Below are 17934 nucleotides of genomic sequence, written 5' to 3'. Positions count from 1 at the left end.
ACGACGCAATGGATTTCATGCCCTCTCCCGACATCGCCATCGGCAACGAAATCACCACCGATGTGCTGATCGCCGGTGGTGGCAACGCCGCCCTTTGCGCGGCCATCACGGCGGCGCGCAACGGCGCGAGCGTCCTCGTCGTCGAGAAGGCTCCGAAAGCCTGGCGCGGCGGCAACACGCGCCACACCCGCAACATGCGCGTCGCCCACGACGAAGCCAACGGCACCCTCACCGGCCCGTACCCGGTCGAGGAATTCTGGAACGACCTCGAACGCGTCACCAAGGGCAACACCGACGTCGACCTCGCGATGATGACGCTCGAGAAGTCCAAGGAGCTTTGGGATTTCCTCTGGGCGCAGGGGGTGCGGTTCCAGCCCTCGCTCGGCGGCACGCTGTCGCTCGGGCGGACCAACGCCTTCTTCCTCGGCGGCGGCCGCTCGATGCTCAACGCCCTCTACCAGACGGCCGAGGACCTCGGCGTCACGGTGCTCTACGATACCGAGCTGACCGACGTCGCGATGGAGGAAGGCTACTTCACCGGCGCCACCGTCCGGACGGCTGACGGCGAGCGGACGGTGAAGGCCCGCGGCTTCGTCGCCGCCGCCGGGGGGTTCGAGGCGAACATCGACTGGCTGGAGGAAGCCTGGGGCCCGGCGGCGCGGAACTTCCTCATCCGCGGCACGCCCTACAACACGGGCTCGGTCCTGCGCCTCCTGATGGACAAGGGGTTCGCCCCGGTCGGCGACCCGAAGCAGTGCCACGCGGTCGCCATCGACGGGCGGGCGCCGAAGTTCGACGGCGGCATCGTCACCCGGCTCGACTGCGTCCCCTTCGGCATCGTCGTCAACGCCGACGGCGAGCGCTTCTACGACGAGGGCGAGGATTTCTGGCCGAAGCGCTATGCGATCTGGGGCCGTCTCGTCGCGGCGCAGCCGGACCAGGTCGGCTACGTCCTCATCGATTCCAAATCGATCAACTCGTTCATGCCCTCGGTCTACCCGCCGGAGAAGGCGGACACGCTGGAGGCGCTGTCGCGCACCATCGGCGTCGACCCGGCGAAGGTCGCCGAGACCGTCGCCGCCTTCAACGCGGCCTGCACCGGCGGCACGTTCGACCACACCGTCCACGACGACTGCCGCACCGAAGGGCTGACACCGCCCAAGAGCCACTGGGCCCGCCCGATCGACACGCCGCCCTACTACGCCTACTCGCTGCGTCCGGGCATCACCTTCACTTACCTCGGTATCCGCATCGACGCCCACGGGCGCATGCTGATGAACGACGGCAAACCCGCCCCCAACATGTTCGCCGCCGGCGAGATCATGGCCGGCAACATCCTCGGCGAGGGCTACCTCGCCGGAATCGGCATGACCATCGGCAGCGTGTTCGGCCGGATCGCGGGGCACGGAGTCTCAAGCTATGTCCGCAACTGATCCGCTCTCGGCCTACGCCGCGGAGGTCGAGCGCGATCTCGTCGTCTGCAACGCCTGCCGCTACTGCGAGGGCCTGTGCGCCGTCTTCCCGGCGATGGAGCTGCGGCGCACGTTCACGTCCGGAGAGCTCGATTACCTCTCCAACCTCTGCCACAACTGCGGCGCCTGCTACTACGACTGCCAGTACGCCCCCCCGCACGAGCTGGCGATCAACCTGCCGCAGGCGATGGCGGGCCTGCGCGAGGAGACCTACGCACGCTACGCGTGGCCGGGCGCGCTCGGCCCGATCTTCGAGCGCAACGGGGTGTGGCTGGCGACGCTGGCGGCGCTCTTCGTCGCGGTCTTCATCGGCGGGTTCATGGCCTGGAAGGACCCGGCGGTGCTGTTCGCCACCCATGTCGGCGAGGGCGCGTTCTACCGGATCATGCCGCACAACGCGATGGCGCTGATCTTCGGCGGCGCGTTCCTCTTCGCGATCCTCGCGACAGCGCTCAGCGTGCGTAAGTTCTGGCGCGCGGGTGGACCGGTCTCCGGCCTGTCGCTCGCCGCGCTCGGCCGCGCCTTCCACGACGCGGCGACGCTGCGGTACCTCGACGGCGGCGGCATGGGCTGCATGAACGAGGACGACCGCCCGGAAGAGAAGCGCCGCCTCTACCACCACTTCACCTTCTACGGCTTCATGCTGTGCTTCGCGTCGACGTCCCTCGCGACGCTGTTCCACTATGCCGGCGTCGAGGCGCCCTACCCGCTGTGGCACCCGGTGGTCCTGCTCGGCACGGCGGGGGGTATCGGCCTGGTCGTCGGCCCGCTCGGGCTGCTGGCAACGCGCGCCCGCCGCGACCCGGCGATCGCCAGCCCCAGCAGCGGGCGCGGCTCGCGCGACATGGGGACGGCCTTCATCCTGATGCTGGTGGCGACCAGCGCCACGGGGCTCCTCCTTCTCGCCCTGCGCTCGACGCCGGCGATGGGCGTGATGCTCGCCCTTCATCTCGGCGTCGTCTTCGCCTTCTTCCTGACGCTCCCCTACTCGAAGTTCGTCCACGGCCTCTACCGGACGGCAGCCCTCGTGCGCCACGCTCACGAGCAGCGCATGGCCCATGGCGCTCCCGCCAGGCCGGAACCCGCCCCACCGGTCCGCCGCGCCGCCTGACACACCAAAAAGCCCGCCTTCGAAGGCGGGCTTTTTTCATGCCTGGAGCGACCTCGGTACGTCGCTTCGATGGCGGACCGCACGCCCGAACGGCGGCGGGACGGGCGGCTAGAGCAGCGCCTCGATCTCGGCGAGGACCTTCGCGGGGATGGCGAGACCGTCGCGCATGCTCGCCTCGGCGCGGCGGTCCTCGATCTCGCCGGGCATCAGCACCTCGCCCGGTTCGCCCGATCCGCGCACCATGGCGACGATCTCTGCGAGCCGTGCCTCGGGCTGACGGACATGGTCGGTCCGGGCGGCGATGAAGGTGAAGCACGTGCCGGCCTCGCCGGAGAAGTCGCTCGATTCGCCGAGCTCGGTGGAGGCCGCGCCCCCGGCGAGGAAGCCCGTCATCAGCTCGATCATCAGGGCCAGACCGTAGCCCTTCGGACCGCCGATCGGCGCCAACGTCCCGTCGAGCGCGGCTCCGGCGTCCGTCGTCGGGTGCCCGTCGGCGTCGAGCGCGAGGCTCTCGGCGATGGGAGCGCCCTCGGCCGCCGCGCGGCGGATCTTGCCGCGGGCGACGACGGTGGTCGCCATGTCGAGCGTCACCGGCGGCTCGGCGCCGGGGACCGCCATGGAGATCGGGTTGGTGCCCAGCACCGGACGCTTGCCGCCGAACGCCGCCATCGCCGGTGGCGCGTTCGACAGGACGATCGCCGCGCACCCCGCCCGCGCCAGCCAGCGGGAGTAGGCGGCCGCGAGCCCGAAATGATTGGAGCGGCGGACCGAGACCCAGGCGACGCCGTGCGCCGCGGCACGCTCGGCGGCGATCTCCACCGCCCGCGCGGCCGCCGTCGGCCCATAGCCGTTGCGCCCGTCCAGCACGACGAGGCCACCCGCGTCGGTCACGATCTCGGCGGTGGCCGCGGCGTCCACGAGGCCCGCCCGCGCCCGCGCGATATAGTTCGGCAGCCGGGCCACCCCGTGGGAGGCGACGCCGCGGACGTCCGCCTCCACCAGCACCGAGGCGACCGTCGCCGCGATGTCCGCCGGCGCGCCGTTCGCCCGGAGCGCCCGCACGGCGAGCGCATCCAGCGCCTCCGGTGTCATCGTGCTCATGCCGGCTGCCGCCTGTCCGGCCGCAGAAGGTAGAGCGGCGCGAGGATCACCGGGATGGCGACGAGGTCCGTCCAGATGCCGGGCATCATCATCAGCACCGAGCCGGCGCAGACCACCACACGGCGCCATGCCGGAAGCGGGCCCTGCCACCACCCCGTCGTCGCGATCGACAGCGCATAGACGCCGACGAAGCTGGAGACGATCGCGATGGCGATCTCGAAGGGCGTACCTATCAGCAGGATCTGCGGGCCGTAGACGAAGATGAACGGCACGATCACCTTGGCGAGCCCCATCAGGAACGCCTCGACGGACGTCTCCAGCGGCTTCGACTTCGCAATCGCCGCCGCCGCATAGGCCGCCAGCGCCACCGGCGGCGTGATCGCCGAGACGAGGCCGTAGTAGAAGATGAAGAGGTGCGCGGCGATCAGCGGCACGCCCATCTCGGTCAGCGCCGGCGCGACGAGGACGGCGAGGAGAAGGTAGACGCCGACCGTCGGCAGGCCCATGCCGAGGACGATCGAGGTGATCGCCGTCAGGCACAGCGCCACGAACAGCGACCCGCCGCTGGCGTCGACGATGAGACCGGACAGCTTCAGCCCCAGCCCGGTCAGGGTCAGGATGCCGATGACGATGCCGGCGCAGGCGCAGGCCGTCGCCACCGGCAGGATGCCGTTCACCGCGGCGCGGCACGTGTCGAACAGGCGCTGCGGCGTCGGCCAGGACCGGCGCGCGAAGAGCGACAGCACGAGCGCGGCAACGATCGCATAGAAGCCGGCGCGGTAGGGCGTGTAACCGTCGAGCAGGAAGTAGAGCAGGATCGGGATCGGCAGCAGCATGTAGCCGCTGGTGACCAGGAGGTGGCGGAAGTTCGGGACGTCCTCGGCCGCCACCGCGCGCACGCCGTTCTTGGCCGCATGGAGCTGCACCGCCGCGAAGACCGCGCCGAAATAAAGGAGCGCCGGCACCAGCGCGTGGCCGATGATCTCGACATACGGGATGCCTGTGAACGAGACCATGAGGAACGCCGCCGCGCCCATGATCGGCGGCATGATCTGCCCGCCGGAGGACGCGGCCGCCTCGATCGCGGCGGCGGTCTGCGGCTTGTAGCCCGTGCGGATCATCAGCGGGATCGTGAAGGTCCCGGTGCTGGCGACGTTGGCGACAGCGCTTCCGTTGATCGAGCCGAAGAGGGCCGACGAGATCACCGCCACATAGGCCGGTCCGCCGGCCTTCCGGCCCGTCAGCGAGTAGCCGAAGTTGATGAAGACGTCGCCCATCCCCGTCGTCTGCAACAGGGCGCCGAAGAGGACGAAGATGGCGATATAGGTCGCCGACGCGCCCACCGGGGTGCCCAGCACGCCCTCCGTCGTCAGGAAGAGGTGCGAGACGATGCGCTCGACCGAGTAGCCCGAATGGCCGATCGGCGGGGGCAGATAGTTGCCGAACGCGGCGTAGGCGAGCGCCACGAGCGCGATGATGACCAGCGGCCAGCCGATGACGAGGCGCGTCGCCACCAGAACCGCGACGATCAGGATGGCGCCGAGCCACATCTGCCGCTCGGTGACGATGCCGGCCGTCTCGATGATCTCCTGATAGTTGAGGCAGATGTAGAGCGCGGGCAGCGACACCAGCACCGCGAGCGCGATCAGACCCATCCGCCGCCACAGCCCCGTCCCCTTGGCGACGGCGAGGAAGAGGATCGCGCACAGCCCCGAGACGTGGACGACCCGCTGCTGCAGCGCCGTGTAGGGGCCGACATAGGCCGTGTAGAGCTGGAACAGGGCGAAGGCGACGACGCCGATACCGACGACGAGCCGCAGGGCGAGCGGACCGTGTCCGCCCAGGTCCCTGCCGGCCGCCGCCTCCGGATCCTCCGCCAGAAGACGTTCGCTTTCGGCCCGCGTGCTGGCGGGCGAGATGCTTTGGGTCATCGCTTCATGAGACTTTGATACAATGCGGGGAGTCCGACGAGCCGCGGCTCGCGGCGAGGCGCTTCGCCGGCGCGCAGGCTGCGCGCCGGGCGCTCACGTCAGTCGAGGGCGCCGGCCTCGCGGTAGTAGCGCTCCGCGCCGGGCGAGAGGGCGATCGGTGTCTCGATGGCCGTCTCGGGCTGGATCTGCTTGGCCGCCGGGTGGATCGCCTGCAGCTCGGCGATGTTCTCGAACAGCGCCTTCGTCATCTGGTAGACGAGGTCGTCGTCGGTCGCCTCGTTGACGAACAGGATGTTCCAGATGTTCAGCGTCGCGACGTCGCCGTCCTGGCCGTCGTAGGTCCCCGCCGGGATGGTCCCTGCGATGTAGTAGGGGTACTTTTCGTGCGTCTTGGTGAGCACGTCCTCGTCCAGCGGCAGGACCTTGATGTCGGCGGTGGTGGCGAGGTCGATCACCGTCGGCGTCGGAAAGGCGGCGAGCACGACGGACGCGTCGAGGTTCCGGTCCTTCAGCGCCTCGGTCGCCTCGGTGAAGTCGAGGTACTCGCGCTGCACGTCGATCCCGGCGCCCTCGAACACGGCGTCCGCCATGACGCGGGTGGAGCCGCCCGGAGGACCGACCGCCACGCGCTTGCCCTCGAGGTCGGCGACGGTCTCGATCCCGGAATCGGAGCGCACGATGATCTGGATGGTGCTCGGATAGAGCGCGGCGACGGCCTCGAGCGGCCACGCCTGGCGGAACGGCTTCTCCCCGTTCTTGGCGAAATAGACCGTGTTGGCATTGCCGATGCCGAGCGTCATCTCGCCCGAACCGACGCGGCGCGAGTTCTCGATCGAGGCGCCGGTGACCTCCGCTGACGCGGACACGCCGTCGATGGTCTTGGAGAAGATCTCGGCCATGCCGCCGCCGAGCGGATAGTAGACGCCGCCCGTCGAACCCGTCCCGATGGTGATGCGTTCCTGGGCCGAGGCCGTCAGCGGCACGAGCGCCACGACTGCTATCCCGAACGCTCCGGTCAGCCGTTTCAGGGCTTTGGTTGTGGTCGCCATGGTTTCCTCCCTTGGCATTTACGACGATCTGGCGGTGCTGGCGACGCTTGCGCGCAACAGGATGCTACTGTATACATTCGTTCAAGATTACTTCAATGAAAAATGAGGGTCGCCCTCCAATGGACCCCGCCAGCGCCTCCCCCGCGCCCCGACTCGTCCACGGCAAGCCGCTCTGCGCCCCGCCTCTCGCCAGCTCGAAGCGCCCGCACGCTTCGATCCCGGCGGGTGGATGGGACGCCCACTGCCACCTCTTCGGCGCCCTCGACCGCTACCTGCCGGCCGACAGCGCGACCCATGTCGCCCCGGAGGCGACGCTCGCCGACTACCGGGCCCTGCTCGACCGGCTGGGGCTCGCAAAGGGCGTCTTCGTCACCTCGACCGTCTACGGCACCGACAACCGCCTGCTGATCGAGGCCCTGAAGGAAGCGAACGGGGCGGACACCGCAGCGGGCTGGCTGCGCGGCATCGCGGTGATCGACAGCACCGTCTCCGACGCCGCGCTGCGCGACATGCACGAGGCCGGCGTCCGGGGCTTCCGCATCAACCTTATGCGCGAGACCGGCGGCGCGCACTTCTCCGGCGGCGTCGGGCGCGAGCACCTCGCCCCGCTGGCCGCGCGCGTGAAGGACATGGGCTGGCACGCGCAGCTCTGGGTGGATTCGGCGCTCCTGGCGGATCTGCGGGGGGACCTCGCCCGGCTGCCGATCCCCTTCGTCATCGACCACTTCGGCCGCACCCAGGCGGCGCGCGGCGCGGACGACCCGGGTTTCTCGCTGCTGTGCGAGATGCTCGCCGCGGGCGAGGCCTACGCCAAGATCTCCGGCGCCTACCGCATCTCCAACAACGCGCCCCACTACCCGGACGTCGCGCCGATGGCGGCGAAGATCGTCGCCGCCGGCCCGACCCGGCTCGTCTGGGGCACCGACTGGCCCCACCCGAACCACGCCGGGATCATGCCGGACGACGCCGACCTCCTCGATGTCCTCGCCTCATGGTGTGAGGGCGACGCGGCGGCGCTCAAGGCGATCCTCGTCGACACCCCCACAACCCTCTACGCCTGAGGCGCGATGACCGACACGACCACCGCCGACGCCACGATGCGCTTCGATCTCGCCGACCTCACCCCGCGGGAGCGCTACAAGCTCCTGTCGAGCGCGGTCGTCCCGCGACCCATCGCGCTCGTGGTGACGCTCTCTGCCGCCGGCCACCACAACGCCGCGCCCTACTCCTTCTTCAACGTCCTGTCGGAGGATCCGGCGATCGTCGCGCTCGGCCTGCAGGTGAACGCGGCGGGTGAGCACAAGGACACCGCGACCAACATCGCCCGCGACGGCGAGTTCGTGGTCAACCTCGTCGACGACGCGCTCGCCGAACAGATGAACATCTGCGCCGTCGACCTGCCGCCGGAGGAGAGCGAGATCGAGGCGGCGAACCTGTCGATCGCCCCGTCCAGCATGGTCCGGCCCGGGCGCATCGCGGAGAGCCCGATCGCGCTCGAGTGCCGCGAGGTGCAGACGCTCAAGTTCTCGCCGCGACGCAACATCGTGATGGGCGAGGTCGTCTGCGTCCACGTTCGCGAGGGGATGGTCGACCCGGAGACGTTCAACATCGACATCGAGCGCTACAAACCGCTGGGCCGGCTGTTCGCGAGCCTCTACTCCACACAGAGCCAGCGCTTCTCGATGCCGCGGATGTCGCTCGAGGAGTGGCGCGAGCGCGCCGGCAAGGTCGACTGACCCCGCCGGTCCCGATCAGGCGGCGCTGCGGTAGCCGGAGAGCCGCCCGGCCTTCATGACGCTCCCCGGCAGCGCGTGTCCCACGACGCGCTCGGCGAGCCGGGCCGCTTCGGACAGCGCGTCGAGGTCGATGCCGGTCTCGATGCCCATCTCCTCGCACAGGAAGGCAAGGTCCTCGCTGCACACGTTGCCCGCGGCGGCGCGGTGACCGGCGAACGGGCAGCCCCCCAGGCCCGCGACGGACGCGTCGAACGTGTCGACGCCCATCTGCAGACCGGCGAAGGCGTTGGCGATTCCCATCCCGCGCGTGTCGTGGAGGTGAAGCGCGACATTGAGGTCCGGCCAGCGCTCACGCACCGCACCCACCACGCGCTGCACGCTGGCCGGTGTCGCCCACGCCATCGTGTCGGCGAGCGAGTAGGTCCTGATGGCGACGCCGCACGCCTCGGCGATCTCCAGCGTCTCGGCGATCACGTCGAGGACGCGCGCGACCGGGACCTCACCCTCGAAGTTGCAGCCGAACGCCGCCATCATCGAGGCGCGCTCCACGGTCAGCCCCGCGTCCAGATAGCGCCGCACCATGTGCATCTGCACACGGTGGTTCTCCGCGAAGTCGCGGTTCTGGTTGCGCTTCATGAAGGTCTCGGACGCCACCATCGAGATCGAGCCCTTGAGGTCGAGGCGGCCCGCGGCGAGCGCCCGGTCGAACCCCTTCTCGTTCAGCCAGAGCGCGGTGTACGCGGTGCCGGGCTTGCGGGTGATCCCGGCGACCACCTCGTCCGCGTCGGCCATACCCGGCACCCGCGCAGGATTGACGAAGGAGCAGACCTGGATCTGCGGCAGCCGGGCCTCCGACAGCGCGTCGATGAGCGCGATCTTGTCGGCAGTGGCGATCGGACCCTTCTCGAACTGGAAGCCCTCGCGCGGACCCTCCTCGTTGATCCGCACGCGCTTGGGATAATCGGCCATCGTCCTCGCCTTTCGTCTCTCGTGCGCCCTCCGCGCCGAAGCGCCGGCACGGGGCGCGCCGCCCTCACTGTATACCTTTGCGTTCCGAAGTGCAGGCGGGATCGCGGCGGTACGTGGTGCAGGCGGCGCGGCGCGGGCCGGTTGGCGGCGATGCGGCCCGCCGGAGAAGGCGCGGGGCCGATTTTGCGTGATGCCGCAGTGGCCTGACGGGCGATGCGGCTAAAACGTGTGATTGTGGTATTCTCCGGCGACCGGCGCGGCCAACGGCGCCGGTCATTCAAGGAGAACCATTATGAAGACGATTGTTGCGGCGGTCGCGCTGGCAGCTCTCGCAAGCAATACCGCCATGGCGCAGGACGCGCCGAAAATGTTTGTAGAAACCTATCCCAGTTATGCTCTCGGGTCCGCGATGGGCCTCGTCGGCGCGCTCGAAGGCGATCAGGCCGCCATCGACCGCAAGACGATGCAACTCGTGCAACTTGGCGTGGCAGCACAGATCCCATGCCACTACTGCATCTATTTCCACACCCGCGCGGCGCAGGCCGCCGGAGCGTCCAAGGACGAGATCAAGGCCGCGATCGCCGCTGCGGCGGACACGCGGATGTGGAGTACCGTCCTCAACGGCAACGCCTATGACATGGACGCCTTCAAGGCCGAGGTCGACCAGCTGATCCCGATCAACTGACACCAGCCACTGCTGTCCCGGGCCCGGCCCGGGCCAGCATCAGGCATCCGGGCGGCGACCGCCCACCCGCCACGGTCCGTCCGCCGTTGCCCCCGGTTCCGCCGCGTCCGGGACATCGCGCAGTAGCCCGCGAGGACGGTCGTCGCGAGCGCGGCAGGACCATCGCCCCCTCCCCGTGGCCTTTGCAAAGGGGTGCAAATCGGCGCATTCAGCCGCTCATGAACACGATCGCCATTCTGCACACCCTGGGCGGCCTGCAAGCGCGGTGCCGTGCCTTCCTGCCCGCCATGCCGGGCGCGGCGCGGCGGGAGCTCGGGCGCGCGTCCTTCGGCGCGTTCCTGGGGATCCTCCTCTGCGCCACTGCGGTCTCGCTCATGCAGCGGATGACCGGGAGCGGCTGGTTCCTCGTGGCGCCGCTCGGAGCGACCGCCGTCCTGGTGTTCGCCGTCCCGAACAGTCCCCTGGCGCAGCCCTGGTCGGCGGTGGTCGGCAACTTCGTCTCCGCCGTCGTGGCGCTGGCCGTCGTCTCCGTCCTCCCCGCGCCGTGGGCACCGGCGGTCGCGGTCGGCGGCGCGATCTTCGCCATGATGCTCGTGCGCGCGCTCCATCCGCCGGGCGGCGCGGTGGCCCTGCTGACGGCGATCGAGGCGGCCTCGCTGCACGACCTCGGCATGGCCTTCCCCTTCGTCCCCGTGGCGGCGACGACCGCGATCCTCGTCATGGCGGCGATAGGCTTCAACCGCTGGACCGGGCGCGTGTACCCGTTCCGGCAGGCCGGGCAGCAGCCGCCGGCGCAGCAGCGCATCGCTCTCTCGACGCACGAGCTGCAGGACCTGCTCTTGCGCTTCAACCAGACGACCAACCTCGGCGTCGCCGATCTGGGCCGGCTCATCGCGGCGGCCGAGCAGGAGGCCGCCGCGCACCGTTTCGACGGGACGCGCTGCGCCGACATCATGACCGAGACCCTCATCACCGTCTCTCCCGAGACACCGCTGACGCGGATCGCCTGGTTGTTCCAGCATCACCCGATCAAGAGCCTCCCGGTGGTCGACGACGATGGCACGCTGCTCGGCCTCGTCCTCCAGAGCGACCTCGTCGCCGCCCTGACACTCGGCCAGCCGCTGAAGCGCTCGCGCAGCGGCCGCCGCGTCAAGCTGCATTTCCGCGACCTCCGCGCAGAGGACGTGATGCAGGAGGACGTGCCGGCGGTCTCCGCGGACACACCGGCCGGGCTGCTCCTCGACAGGCTGGCAACCCAGAAGGTCCAGGTCGTGCCAGTCCTGAAGGACGGGCACCTCGCCGGCATCATCACCCGCTCGGACCTGATCCGGCTGCAATTGCTGGAAATGAAGCCGGCCGCCGGCATCAACGCGTCGTAGCGCAGGCCGCCCCCGGCAATATAGTTCCACACCAAGCCCGACCAATTGCTCATCTGGCGGCTTTATCAAAGACTTGACTTACTAAAACCGTAAAATGTGACAGCGACGGACAGCAACGGATCACTTGCCATTAAGTCGTATGGACCCACCGAAACTTGTGCCTTTTCCGGGATATAGCAGGCACAATAAACGAATGTACATTTTAAGTACAAATCTTGAGCATCCAGAGCCAAACCGGACTCGTTGATGTCAGTAAACGACCATGACAATCAATGGAGGAAACGGTGGCGAATTTCTCAGGGAGCAATGGGCCGGACAATATCAGCGGTACGCCGGGCGCCGACTTCATCATCGGGCTGGACGGCAACGATACGCTCTTCGGACTTGGCGGACATGACCGCATCGTCGGAAGCGGCGGCCTCGACTTCCTCGTCGGCGGAGACGGGCTCGACACCATCTTCGGCGAAGACGGGGACGACACCATCCAGGGCTCTGCCGGCGCCGACCGCCTGTCCGGCGGAACGGGTGCCGACCGGATCTTCGGTGGCGACGACGGAGACCTCGTGTTCGGCGACGAGGGGAACGACACCATCGGCGGCGACGACGGCAACGACACCCTCAACGCCGGTGACGGCGACGACCGCGTCCTGGGCGGCGACGGCGACGACGAGATGTTCGGCGGCGGCAACGCCGACCTGCTGCGCGGCGGCCTCGGCAACGACCTCGCCTTCGGCGAAACCGGGAACGACACGGTCTTCGGTGACGCCGGCAACGATCGCCTGAAGGGCAACGAGGGCGACGACTCCGTCAACGGCGGAACCGGCAACGATTCCATCTTCGGCGACGAAGGCCACGACACGCTGAGGGGCGACGACGGAAACGACAAGATCTGGGGCGGCGACAACAACGACGTGCTCTACGGCGAAGGTGGACAGGACATCCTCTGGGGCAATGACGGGACGGACTCCCTGTCCGGCGGCGACGGCAACGATCAGGCCTACGGCGGCGGCGGCAGCGACAGCCTCTACGGCGACGCCGGCGACGACAGCCTCTATGGCGACGCCGGCAACGACCAGCTCTTCGCCGGCGACGGCAACGACCTGGCCTTCGGCGGGGCGGGCGACGACTTCTTCCAGGGCCACGACGGCAACGACACCCTGAAGGGCCAGGACGGCAACGACACGATGTTCGGCGGGACCGGTCTCGACCTCCTGCTCGGCGGCGCGGGGAACGACACCCTGGCCGGCAACGAGGATGCCGACCTGCTGCGCGGCGAGGCGGGCGACGATGACCTCAACGGCGGCTCGGGGGACGACTACCTCAATGGCGGCACCGGGGAGGACCAGGTCACCGGCGGGGCCGGCAACGACTCCATCTACGGCGAGGAGGATGCCGACCGCCTCGTCGGCGGCGACGGCGACGATTTCGTCCGCGGCGGCGCGGGAGACGACGTCGTGCTCGGCAACGAGGGCAACGACACGCTCCGCGGGGACGACGGAAACGACGCCCTCATCGGCGGCGCGGACGACGACATGCTCTCGGGAGGCAACGGCAACGACGAGCTTCAGGGCGGGGACGGCGACGACACGCTCCTCGGCGGCGACGGCAACGACACGCTGAGCGGCGGCGAGGGGAACAACGAGCTGACCGGCGGCGAAGGGGCCGACCAGTTCAACTTCGACGGCGGCATCACGACGATCGTCGATCTCGATCTCGACCTCGACGTCCTCGACACGTCGAGCGTCCTTGGACTGGACACGGCACTTTCGATCCTGGGTTCGACGACGGTCGTCGGTGCGGACCTCGATATCCTCGGCGGGGACGGCAGCCTGCTGACGCTGAAGGACGTCACGATCCTCGACTTCGCCGATTTCCTCGGCATCGACATCGACCTGCTGAACTCGGACCTCGGCATCATCTCCGGGTAGGCCGGCCGATCGGGGAGGTTTGGCGCCAAACCTCCCCGCCGGTAGCATCGTCCCGCTCGGTCCGGTGCGGACCGGGCGGATGACGGCTCAGCCGTGCGCGGCCCGCTGCCGCTCGAAGATCTGCTCGGCCTCCTTGCCGTAGAGCTCCTCGAAGTGGTCGAAGGCGGCCTCGAAGTTGCCGACGCCCTGCGTCGCCGAGCGCAGCACCTGCGGCAGCTCGTCGAGCGCGGCACCCGGCAGGCGGGCGCGGAACACGTCCCAGCCGCACGCGTCCGGGTCGTTGCCGACGCCGAGGACCTGGCCCTTTTCCGACGAGACGAGGCCCACCAGGGTGCCGCTGCACGTCGACGGGGCGTGGATCGTCACGTCGTAGATCTCCTGCAGGAGCAGCGGCCCCGCCTCTGAGAGGGCCTGCAGGACGCCCATCCGGGCGGCGGTGCGGAAGGCGTGGTCGGAGCTGTCGACCGAGTGGTGCTGGCCGTCCGTCAGGGTGACCGAGACGTCGATCACCGGAAAGCCGAGCGGCCCGCGCTGCATCGCCTCGCGCGCTCCCGCCTCCACGGCCGGGATGTAGTTGCGCGGCACCGTCCCGCCCTTCACCGTCTCGTTGAACGTGAAGCCCGATCCGCGCGGCGCGGGCTGCACCGTCAGCTTCACATCGGCGAACTGGCCCGCGCCGCCGGTCTGCTTCCTGTGCCGGTAGTGGACGTTCGCCGGACGCGAGATGGTCTCGCGATAGACGCCGACGAGCGGCTCCTCGCTCACCTCCAGGCCGAACTCCTCGCGCAGCGTCTCGGCGAGACGGCGCAGGTGCATCGGCCCCTGGATGCGCACGAGCTGCCGGCCGGTGCTCTCCTCCTGCGTGACGACGAGGCCCGGGTCGTCGACCCCGAGGCGGGCGAGCGCGGCCGAGAGCTTCACGTCGTCCCGGTCGTTGCGCGGCAGGAGGAGGCGGGCCACCATCGGCGGCGCGGTCCGCGCCCAGCGCGGCGGCGGCAGCGCCTGGTCGCGCGTCATGAGCGCTCCCGCCGAGATCTGGTCGGCCTTCACGACCATCGCGACCTCGCCGGGCGCGAGCGGAGCGCCGAGCCGCTTGTCAGAGCCGATCTCGCTGAGGAGGCCGACGGAGGCGCCCGCGAGCGTCTCGCCCGGTCCGACGCCTTCGCCCAGCGCCCGCACGAACGCGGTCCGCCCGACGTGCCGTTTGTGCTGCGCGTGAAAGCAGACCGCAGCGAGCGGCTGCGCGACGGCGGCCGGTGACAGGCGCGCGCGCAGCGCCGCGACCGACGGCGCCTCGTGCCGCAGCGCCTTCATGAGCCGGGCGAGGCCGTTGCGATGGCCGCCCGCGCCGATCAGCGCCGGCAGCACCCTGGTCTCGCCGAACACCCGCGCGCAGATCGCGTAGAGCGCGTCGCTCGGAGGCTCGCGGTCCTCGACGACCTCCTCCAGCAGCCAGTCGTCGAACTCGCTGATGTGTTCGAGGAGCTCGGCGCGCGCCTCGTGCTCGCGCGAGGTGAGGTCGGACGGCAGCTCGACCAGCGCCGACGGCTGCCCCTCCCGGTAACGCCAAGCCCGCTCGGACACGAGGTCGACGGCGCCGACGATCTGCGAGCCCTCCCGGATCGGGATCTGGCGCAGCACCACGAGATGGCTCGCATAGCCCTGCAGCGCGGCGACGATGTCCCGCACGCGCCCACGCGCCTCGTCGATACGGTTGATGAAGACGACGGTCGGCGTGCCCGATTCCTCGACGGCACGCATGAACGGAGCGGCGAGGACCGCCTCCTCCGGGTCCGGCGACACGCACAGCACCGCCGCATCGCTGGCGAGGAGCGCGTAGCGCGCGTCCGGCAGCGACTCGATGGATCCCGGGCAGTCGATCGCGCACCAGGGTTCGCCACCGAACCCGAACGTGGTCACCGACAGCCCGCTTCTCGTTTCAGCCTTCTGGGACGAGCCCTCCAATGCGGCAAGCGCGTCCACCAGGACGGACTTGCCGCTCCCAGAAGGGCCTAGCACGGTGAAACACCGCATGACTTCCCTCCCGATCTGCCGGCTCTTGTTCGCGGCCGGCTCACCACGATGCCTCGTGGCCCGAGCCATCTCCGGAAGGATGACCTATCGGCGAAGGTCCGTCGACCAGATCTTCGCCCGGCAGGGGCCGGCGGCTCCGACGCGGCCCGGCGTGCGACCGCGCCGACATTCGCTCCAGTGGCGCCATCGCCGCCAAACATTCGCGCCGATCTGGGCGCATCCATTCGCGAGTTCCATGCGTGCGACCCGCTGCGCTTCAGCGGCATGGGAGATCAGAATGCACAACGATTTGACACGGCGCGTCGTGGCCGAGTTTTTCGGCACCTTCTGGCTCGTATTCGGCGGTTGCGGCGCCGCCATCTTCGCCGCCGCGTACCCGGATCTCGGGATCGGCTTCATGGGCGTCGCGCTCGCCTTCGGCCTGACGGTGCTCAGCATGGCGTACGCCGTCGGCCACGTCTCCGGCGGGCACTTCAATCCGGCGGTGACGCTCGGCCTGTGGGCCGCGAACCGCTGCGCCAACAAGCACGTCCTGCCCTACATCTCGGCGCAGGTGCTCGGCGCCATCATCGCCGCCGCCGTGCTGTGGTCGATCGCGTCGGGCAAGCCGGACTTCGTCCCCGGCGGGTTCGCGGCGAACGGCTATGGCGAGCTCAGCCCCGGCAAGTACACGCTCGCCGCCTGCTTCTCCGCCGAGGTCGTCGCCACCTTCTTCTTTCTGCTCATCATCGTGGGCACGACGTCGAAGGGCGCCGCGACGGGATTTGCCGGCATCCCGATCGGCCTCGCGCTGACGCTGATCCACCTCGTGACCATCCCGATTACGAACACCTCGGTGAACCCCGCCCGGAGCACCAGCCAGGCGCTCTTCGCCGGCAGCGAATACGTCGGACAGCTATGGCTCTTCTGGCTGGCGCCGATCCTCGGCGCGATCGTCGCGGGCATCGCCACCCGCCTGATCTACGAGCCGGAAACCCTCGTCGCGACGACCATCGTGGAGGAACGAAGCGTCTCCGCCTGAAGACCCGGACCACGTGAGACCGGCAGCCCGCCGGACATGATGTCGTCCGCGGCCGGGCCGCGGACGAGGACGCCCCGCCCCGTCCGCGATCCTTGCAGCTCACGGGTGGGGCCCGCGCTCGCCGGAGGGCGGAGCGACCGGCATCGTGGCGACGTCCGCAGCGCCGAGACCCTCCCCGGCGCGACGGCGCTAGTTGCTCTCGAGCGCGAGGGCGATGCCCTGGCCGCCGCCGATGCAAAGGGTGACGATCCCCCGCTTCAGGCCGTCGCGCTTCATCGAGTGCAGGAGGCGCGTCGTCAGGACGGCGCCGGTCGCTCCGATCGGGTGGCCGTGGGCGATGGCCCCGCCCTCGACGTTGACGATCCCTTCGGACAGTCCCAGCGCCTTCGCGACCGCGAGCGGCACCGCGGCGAAGGCCTCGTTGATCTCGACACGTTCGACGTCGCCGAGCGACCAGCCCGCCCGCTCGAGCACCGCCTTCACCGCCGGCACCGGGCCGAGACCGAACATCCCCGGCTCAACAGCGGCCACCGCGTAGGCGGCAAGCCGGCCCATCGGGACGAGCCCCTTCGCCTCGGCGGCGGCCCGGTCGGCCACGATCATGGCCGCAGCGCCGCTGTTGAGGCCCGGCGCGTTTCCGGCTGTGATCGTGCCGTCCTTGCGGAAGGCCGGCTTCAGGCGGGCAAGCACGTCGGCCGTCGTCTCCGGGCGCGGCGCCTCGTCGACGTCGAACGTCGTGACGGACTTCCCCGCCCTGACCTCGATGCCGACGATCTCGCCGGCGAAGACGCCGGCGTCGCGGGCCGCCGCGAAACGCTGCTGCGAGCGGGCGGCGAACGCGTCCTGCTCCTCCCGGCTCAGCTGCGCCTCGGTGACGAGGTCTTCGGTGTGCCAGCCGGAGTGCTCGCCCGAGAAGGCGTCGTTCAGGCCGTCCGTCAGCATGCTGTCGTGGATCTCCGCCGGGCCCATCCGGTAGCCCCAGCGGCCGCCGTCCATCAGGTACGGCGCGCGATCCATGTTCTCCATCCCGCCGGCGACGCCGATCTCGATGTCGCCCGAGACGATCTGCTGCGCGACGGTGACGATCGCCTGCGCGCCGGACCCGCAGACGCGGTTGACGGTCATCGCCGGGACGGACACCGGCACGCCGCCGCCGATGGAGGCCTGCCGGGCCGGGTTCATCCGGTTGCCGGCCTGGATGACGTTGCCCATCACGACGGACCCGACGGCGGCCGGGTCGAGGTCCGCGCGATGCAGCGTCTCGCGGACCACGGCGGCGCCGAGGTCGGTGGCAGGCGTATTCTTCAGGGAGCCGTTGTAGGCGCCGATCGCGGTTCTGACCGGATGGCAGAGGACGATGTCGTTGGTCATGGATGTGCTCTTCCGGGTTGTCGGCAGCGCGTCCCGGCCCGTATCCGGCCGGCGCGCTCCTCGGGCGCCACCGCCGCGTCCATCCGCCGGGCATCTGCCCCGGGACGGGTCGGCAGCGCGATTGACGTCAGCGGCGGCACGATTGCC

Annotated in this window: 14 protein-coding genes; 8 read left to right on the top strand and 6 right to left on the bottom strand. The window is 69.8% G+C overall.

Annotated features, from left to right (window positions below; genetic code table 11):
* The first annotated feature begins 8 nt into the window (after nt 1-8).
* Together tcuA and tcuB are read left to right on the top strand one after the other, a co-directional pair.
* The gene (gene tcuA / locus DLJ53_RS10875) at nt 9-1433 is read left to right on the top strand and encodes an FAD-dependent tricarballylate dehydrogenase TcuA (protein WP_280525505.1); all 1425 of its coding nucleotides are present in this window, start codon (nt 9-11) and stop codon (nt 1431-1433) included.
* Nucleotides 1420-2583, top strand: a complete 1164-nt coding sequence (gene tcuB / locus DLJ53_RS10870; RefSeq protein ID WP_111345090.1) for a tricarballylate utilization 4Fe-4S protein TcuB — start codon at nt 1420-1422, stop codon at nt 2581-2583. The genes tcuA and tcuB overlap by 14 nt, the downstream gene beginning before the upstream one ends.
* Before the next feature lie 108 nt (nt 2584-2691).
* On the opposite strand, the gene DLJ53_RS10865 is transcribed toward tcuB, so the two are convergent.
* From DLJ53_RS10865 to DLJ53_RS10855, 3 genes are all read right to left on the bottom strand, one after another.
* Entirely contained in the window at nt 2692-3684 is a 993-nt protein-coding gene (locus DLJ53_RS10865; protein ID WP_162409108.1) for an Ldh family oxidoreductase, read from the bottom strand.
* Nucleotides 3681-5615: a TRAP transporter permease gene (locus DLJ53_RS10860; RefSeq protein ID WP_111345088.1), complete on the bottom strand. Its 1935-nt coding sequence runs from the start codon at nt 5613-5615 to the stop codon at nt 3681-3683. The genes DLJ53_RS10865 and DLJ53_RS10860 overlap by 4 nt, the downstream gene beginning before the upstream one ends.
* A 98-nt stretch (nt 5616-5713) precedes the next feature.
* On the bottom strand, nt 5714-6664 hold the full coding sequence (locus tag DLJ53_RS10855) for a TAXI family TRAP transporter solute-binding subunit (RefSeq protein ID WP_162409106.1): 951 nt from the start codon (nt 6662-6664) through the stop codon (nt 5714-5716).
* A gap of 119 nt (nt 6665-6783) precedes the next feature.
* On the opposite strand from DLJ53_RS10855, the gene DLJ53_RS10850 reads away from it, so the two are divergent.
* Entirely contained in the window at nt 6784-7725 is a 942-nt protein-coding gene (locus DLJ53_RS10850) for an amidohydrolase family protein (RefSeq protein WP_162409093.1), read from the top strand.
* A gap of 6 nt (nt 7726-7731) precedes the next feature.
* Nucleotides 7732-8400, top strand: a complete 669-nt coding sequence (locus DLJ53_RS10845; protein WP_202913097.1) for a flavin reductase family protein — start codon at nt 7732-7734, stop codon at nt 8398-8400.
* Between the two features lie 15 nt (nt 8401-8415).
* Here DLJ53_RS10845 and DLJ53_RS10840 read toward each other — a convergent pair whose 3' ends face one another.
* On the bottom strand, nt 8416-9369 hold the full coding sequence (locus DLJ53_RS10840; protein ID WP_111345084.1) for a hydroxymethylglutaryl-CoA lyase: 954 nt from the start codon (nt 9367-9369) through the stop codon (nt 8416-8418).
* A 292-nt stretch (nt 9370-9661) separates the two neighbouring features.
* Here DLJ53_RS10840 and DLJ53_RS10835 point away from each other — a divergent pair, with 292 nt between their 5' ends.
* The 3 genes from DLJ53_RS10835 (at nt 9662) to DLJ53_RS10825 (ending at nt 13361) form a co-directional block, all read left to right on the top strand.
* The gene (locus tag DLJ53_RS10835; RefSeq protein ID WP_111345082.1) at nt 9662-10054 is read left to right on the top strand and encodes a carboxymuconolactone decarboxylase family protein; all 393 of its coding nucleotides are present in this window, start codon (nt 9662-9664) and stop codon (nt 10052-10054) included.
* A 218-nt stretch (nt 10055-10272) separates the two neighbouring features.
* On the top strand, nt 10273-11433 hold the full coding sequence (locus tag DLJ53_RS10830) for an HPP family protein (protein WP_211100576.1): 1161 nt from the start codon (nt 10273-10275) through the stop codon (nt 11431-11433).
* A gap of 284 nt (nt 11434-11717) precedes the next feature.
* On the top strand, nt 11718-13361 hold the full coding sequence (locus tag DLJ53_RS10825; protein WP_162409091.1) for a calcium-binding protein: 1644 nt from the start codon (nt 11718-11720) through the stop codon (nt 13359-13361).
* A gap of 87 nt (nt 13362-13448) precedes the next feature.
* Here DLJ53_RS10825 and DLJ53_RS10820 read toward each other — a convergent pair whose 3' ends face one another.
* Nucleotides 13449-15395 carry an elongation factor G gene (locus DLJ53_RS10820; RefSeq protein ID WP_111345078.1) on the bottom strand — a complete coding sequence of 649 codons (1947 nt, stop codon included), beginning with the start codon at nt 15393-15395 and terminating at the stop codon, nt 13449-13451.
* Nucleotides 15396-15672: 277 nt separating this feature from the next.
* Between DLJ53_RS10820 and aqpZ the strand changes: the two genes are divergently transcribed.
* Complete coding sequence (gene aqpZ, locus DLJ53_RS10815; RefSeq protein ID WP_111345076.1) at nt 15673-16416, top strand: aquaporin Z; 744 nt, start codon at nt 15673-15675, stop codon at nt 16414-16416.
* A gap of 189 nt (nt 16417-16605) precedes the next feature.
* Here the strand turns inward: aqpZ and DLJ53_RS10810 are convergent, their stop codons facing one another.
* Complete coding sequence (locus DLJ53_RS10810) at nt 16606-17787, bottom strand: thiolase family protein (protein ID WP_111345074.1); 1182 nt, start codon at nt 17785-17787, stop codon at nt 16606-16608.
* Nucleotides 17788-17934: the final 147 nt, after the last annotated feature.

Source organism: Acuticoccus sediminis, assembly GCF_003258595.1.
Classification (GTDB): Bacteria; Pseudomonadota; Alphaproteobacteria; order Rhizobiales; family Amorphaceae; genus Acuticoccus; species Acuticoccus sediminis.
The sequence above is the reverse complement of the archived record's forward strand: the minus strand, read 5'-3'. Positions and strand labels throughout refer to the sequence as shown.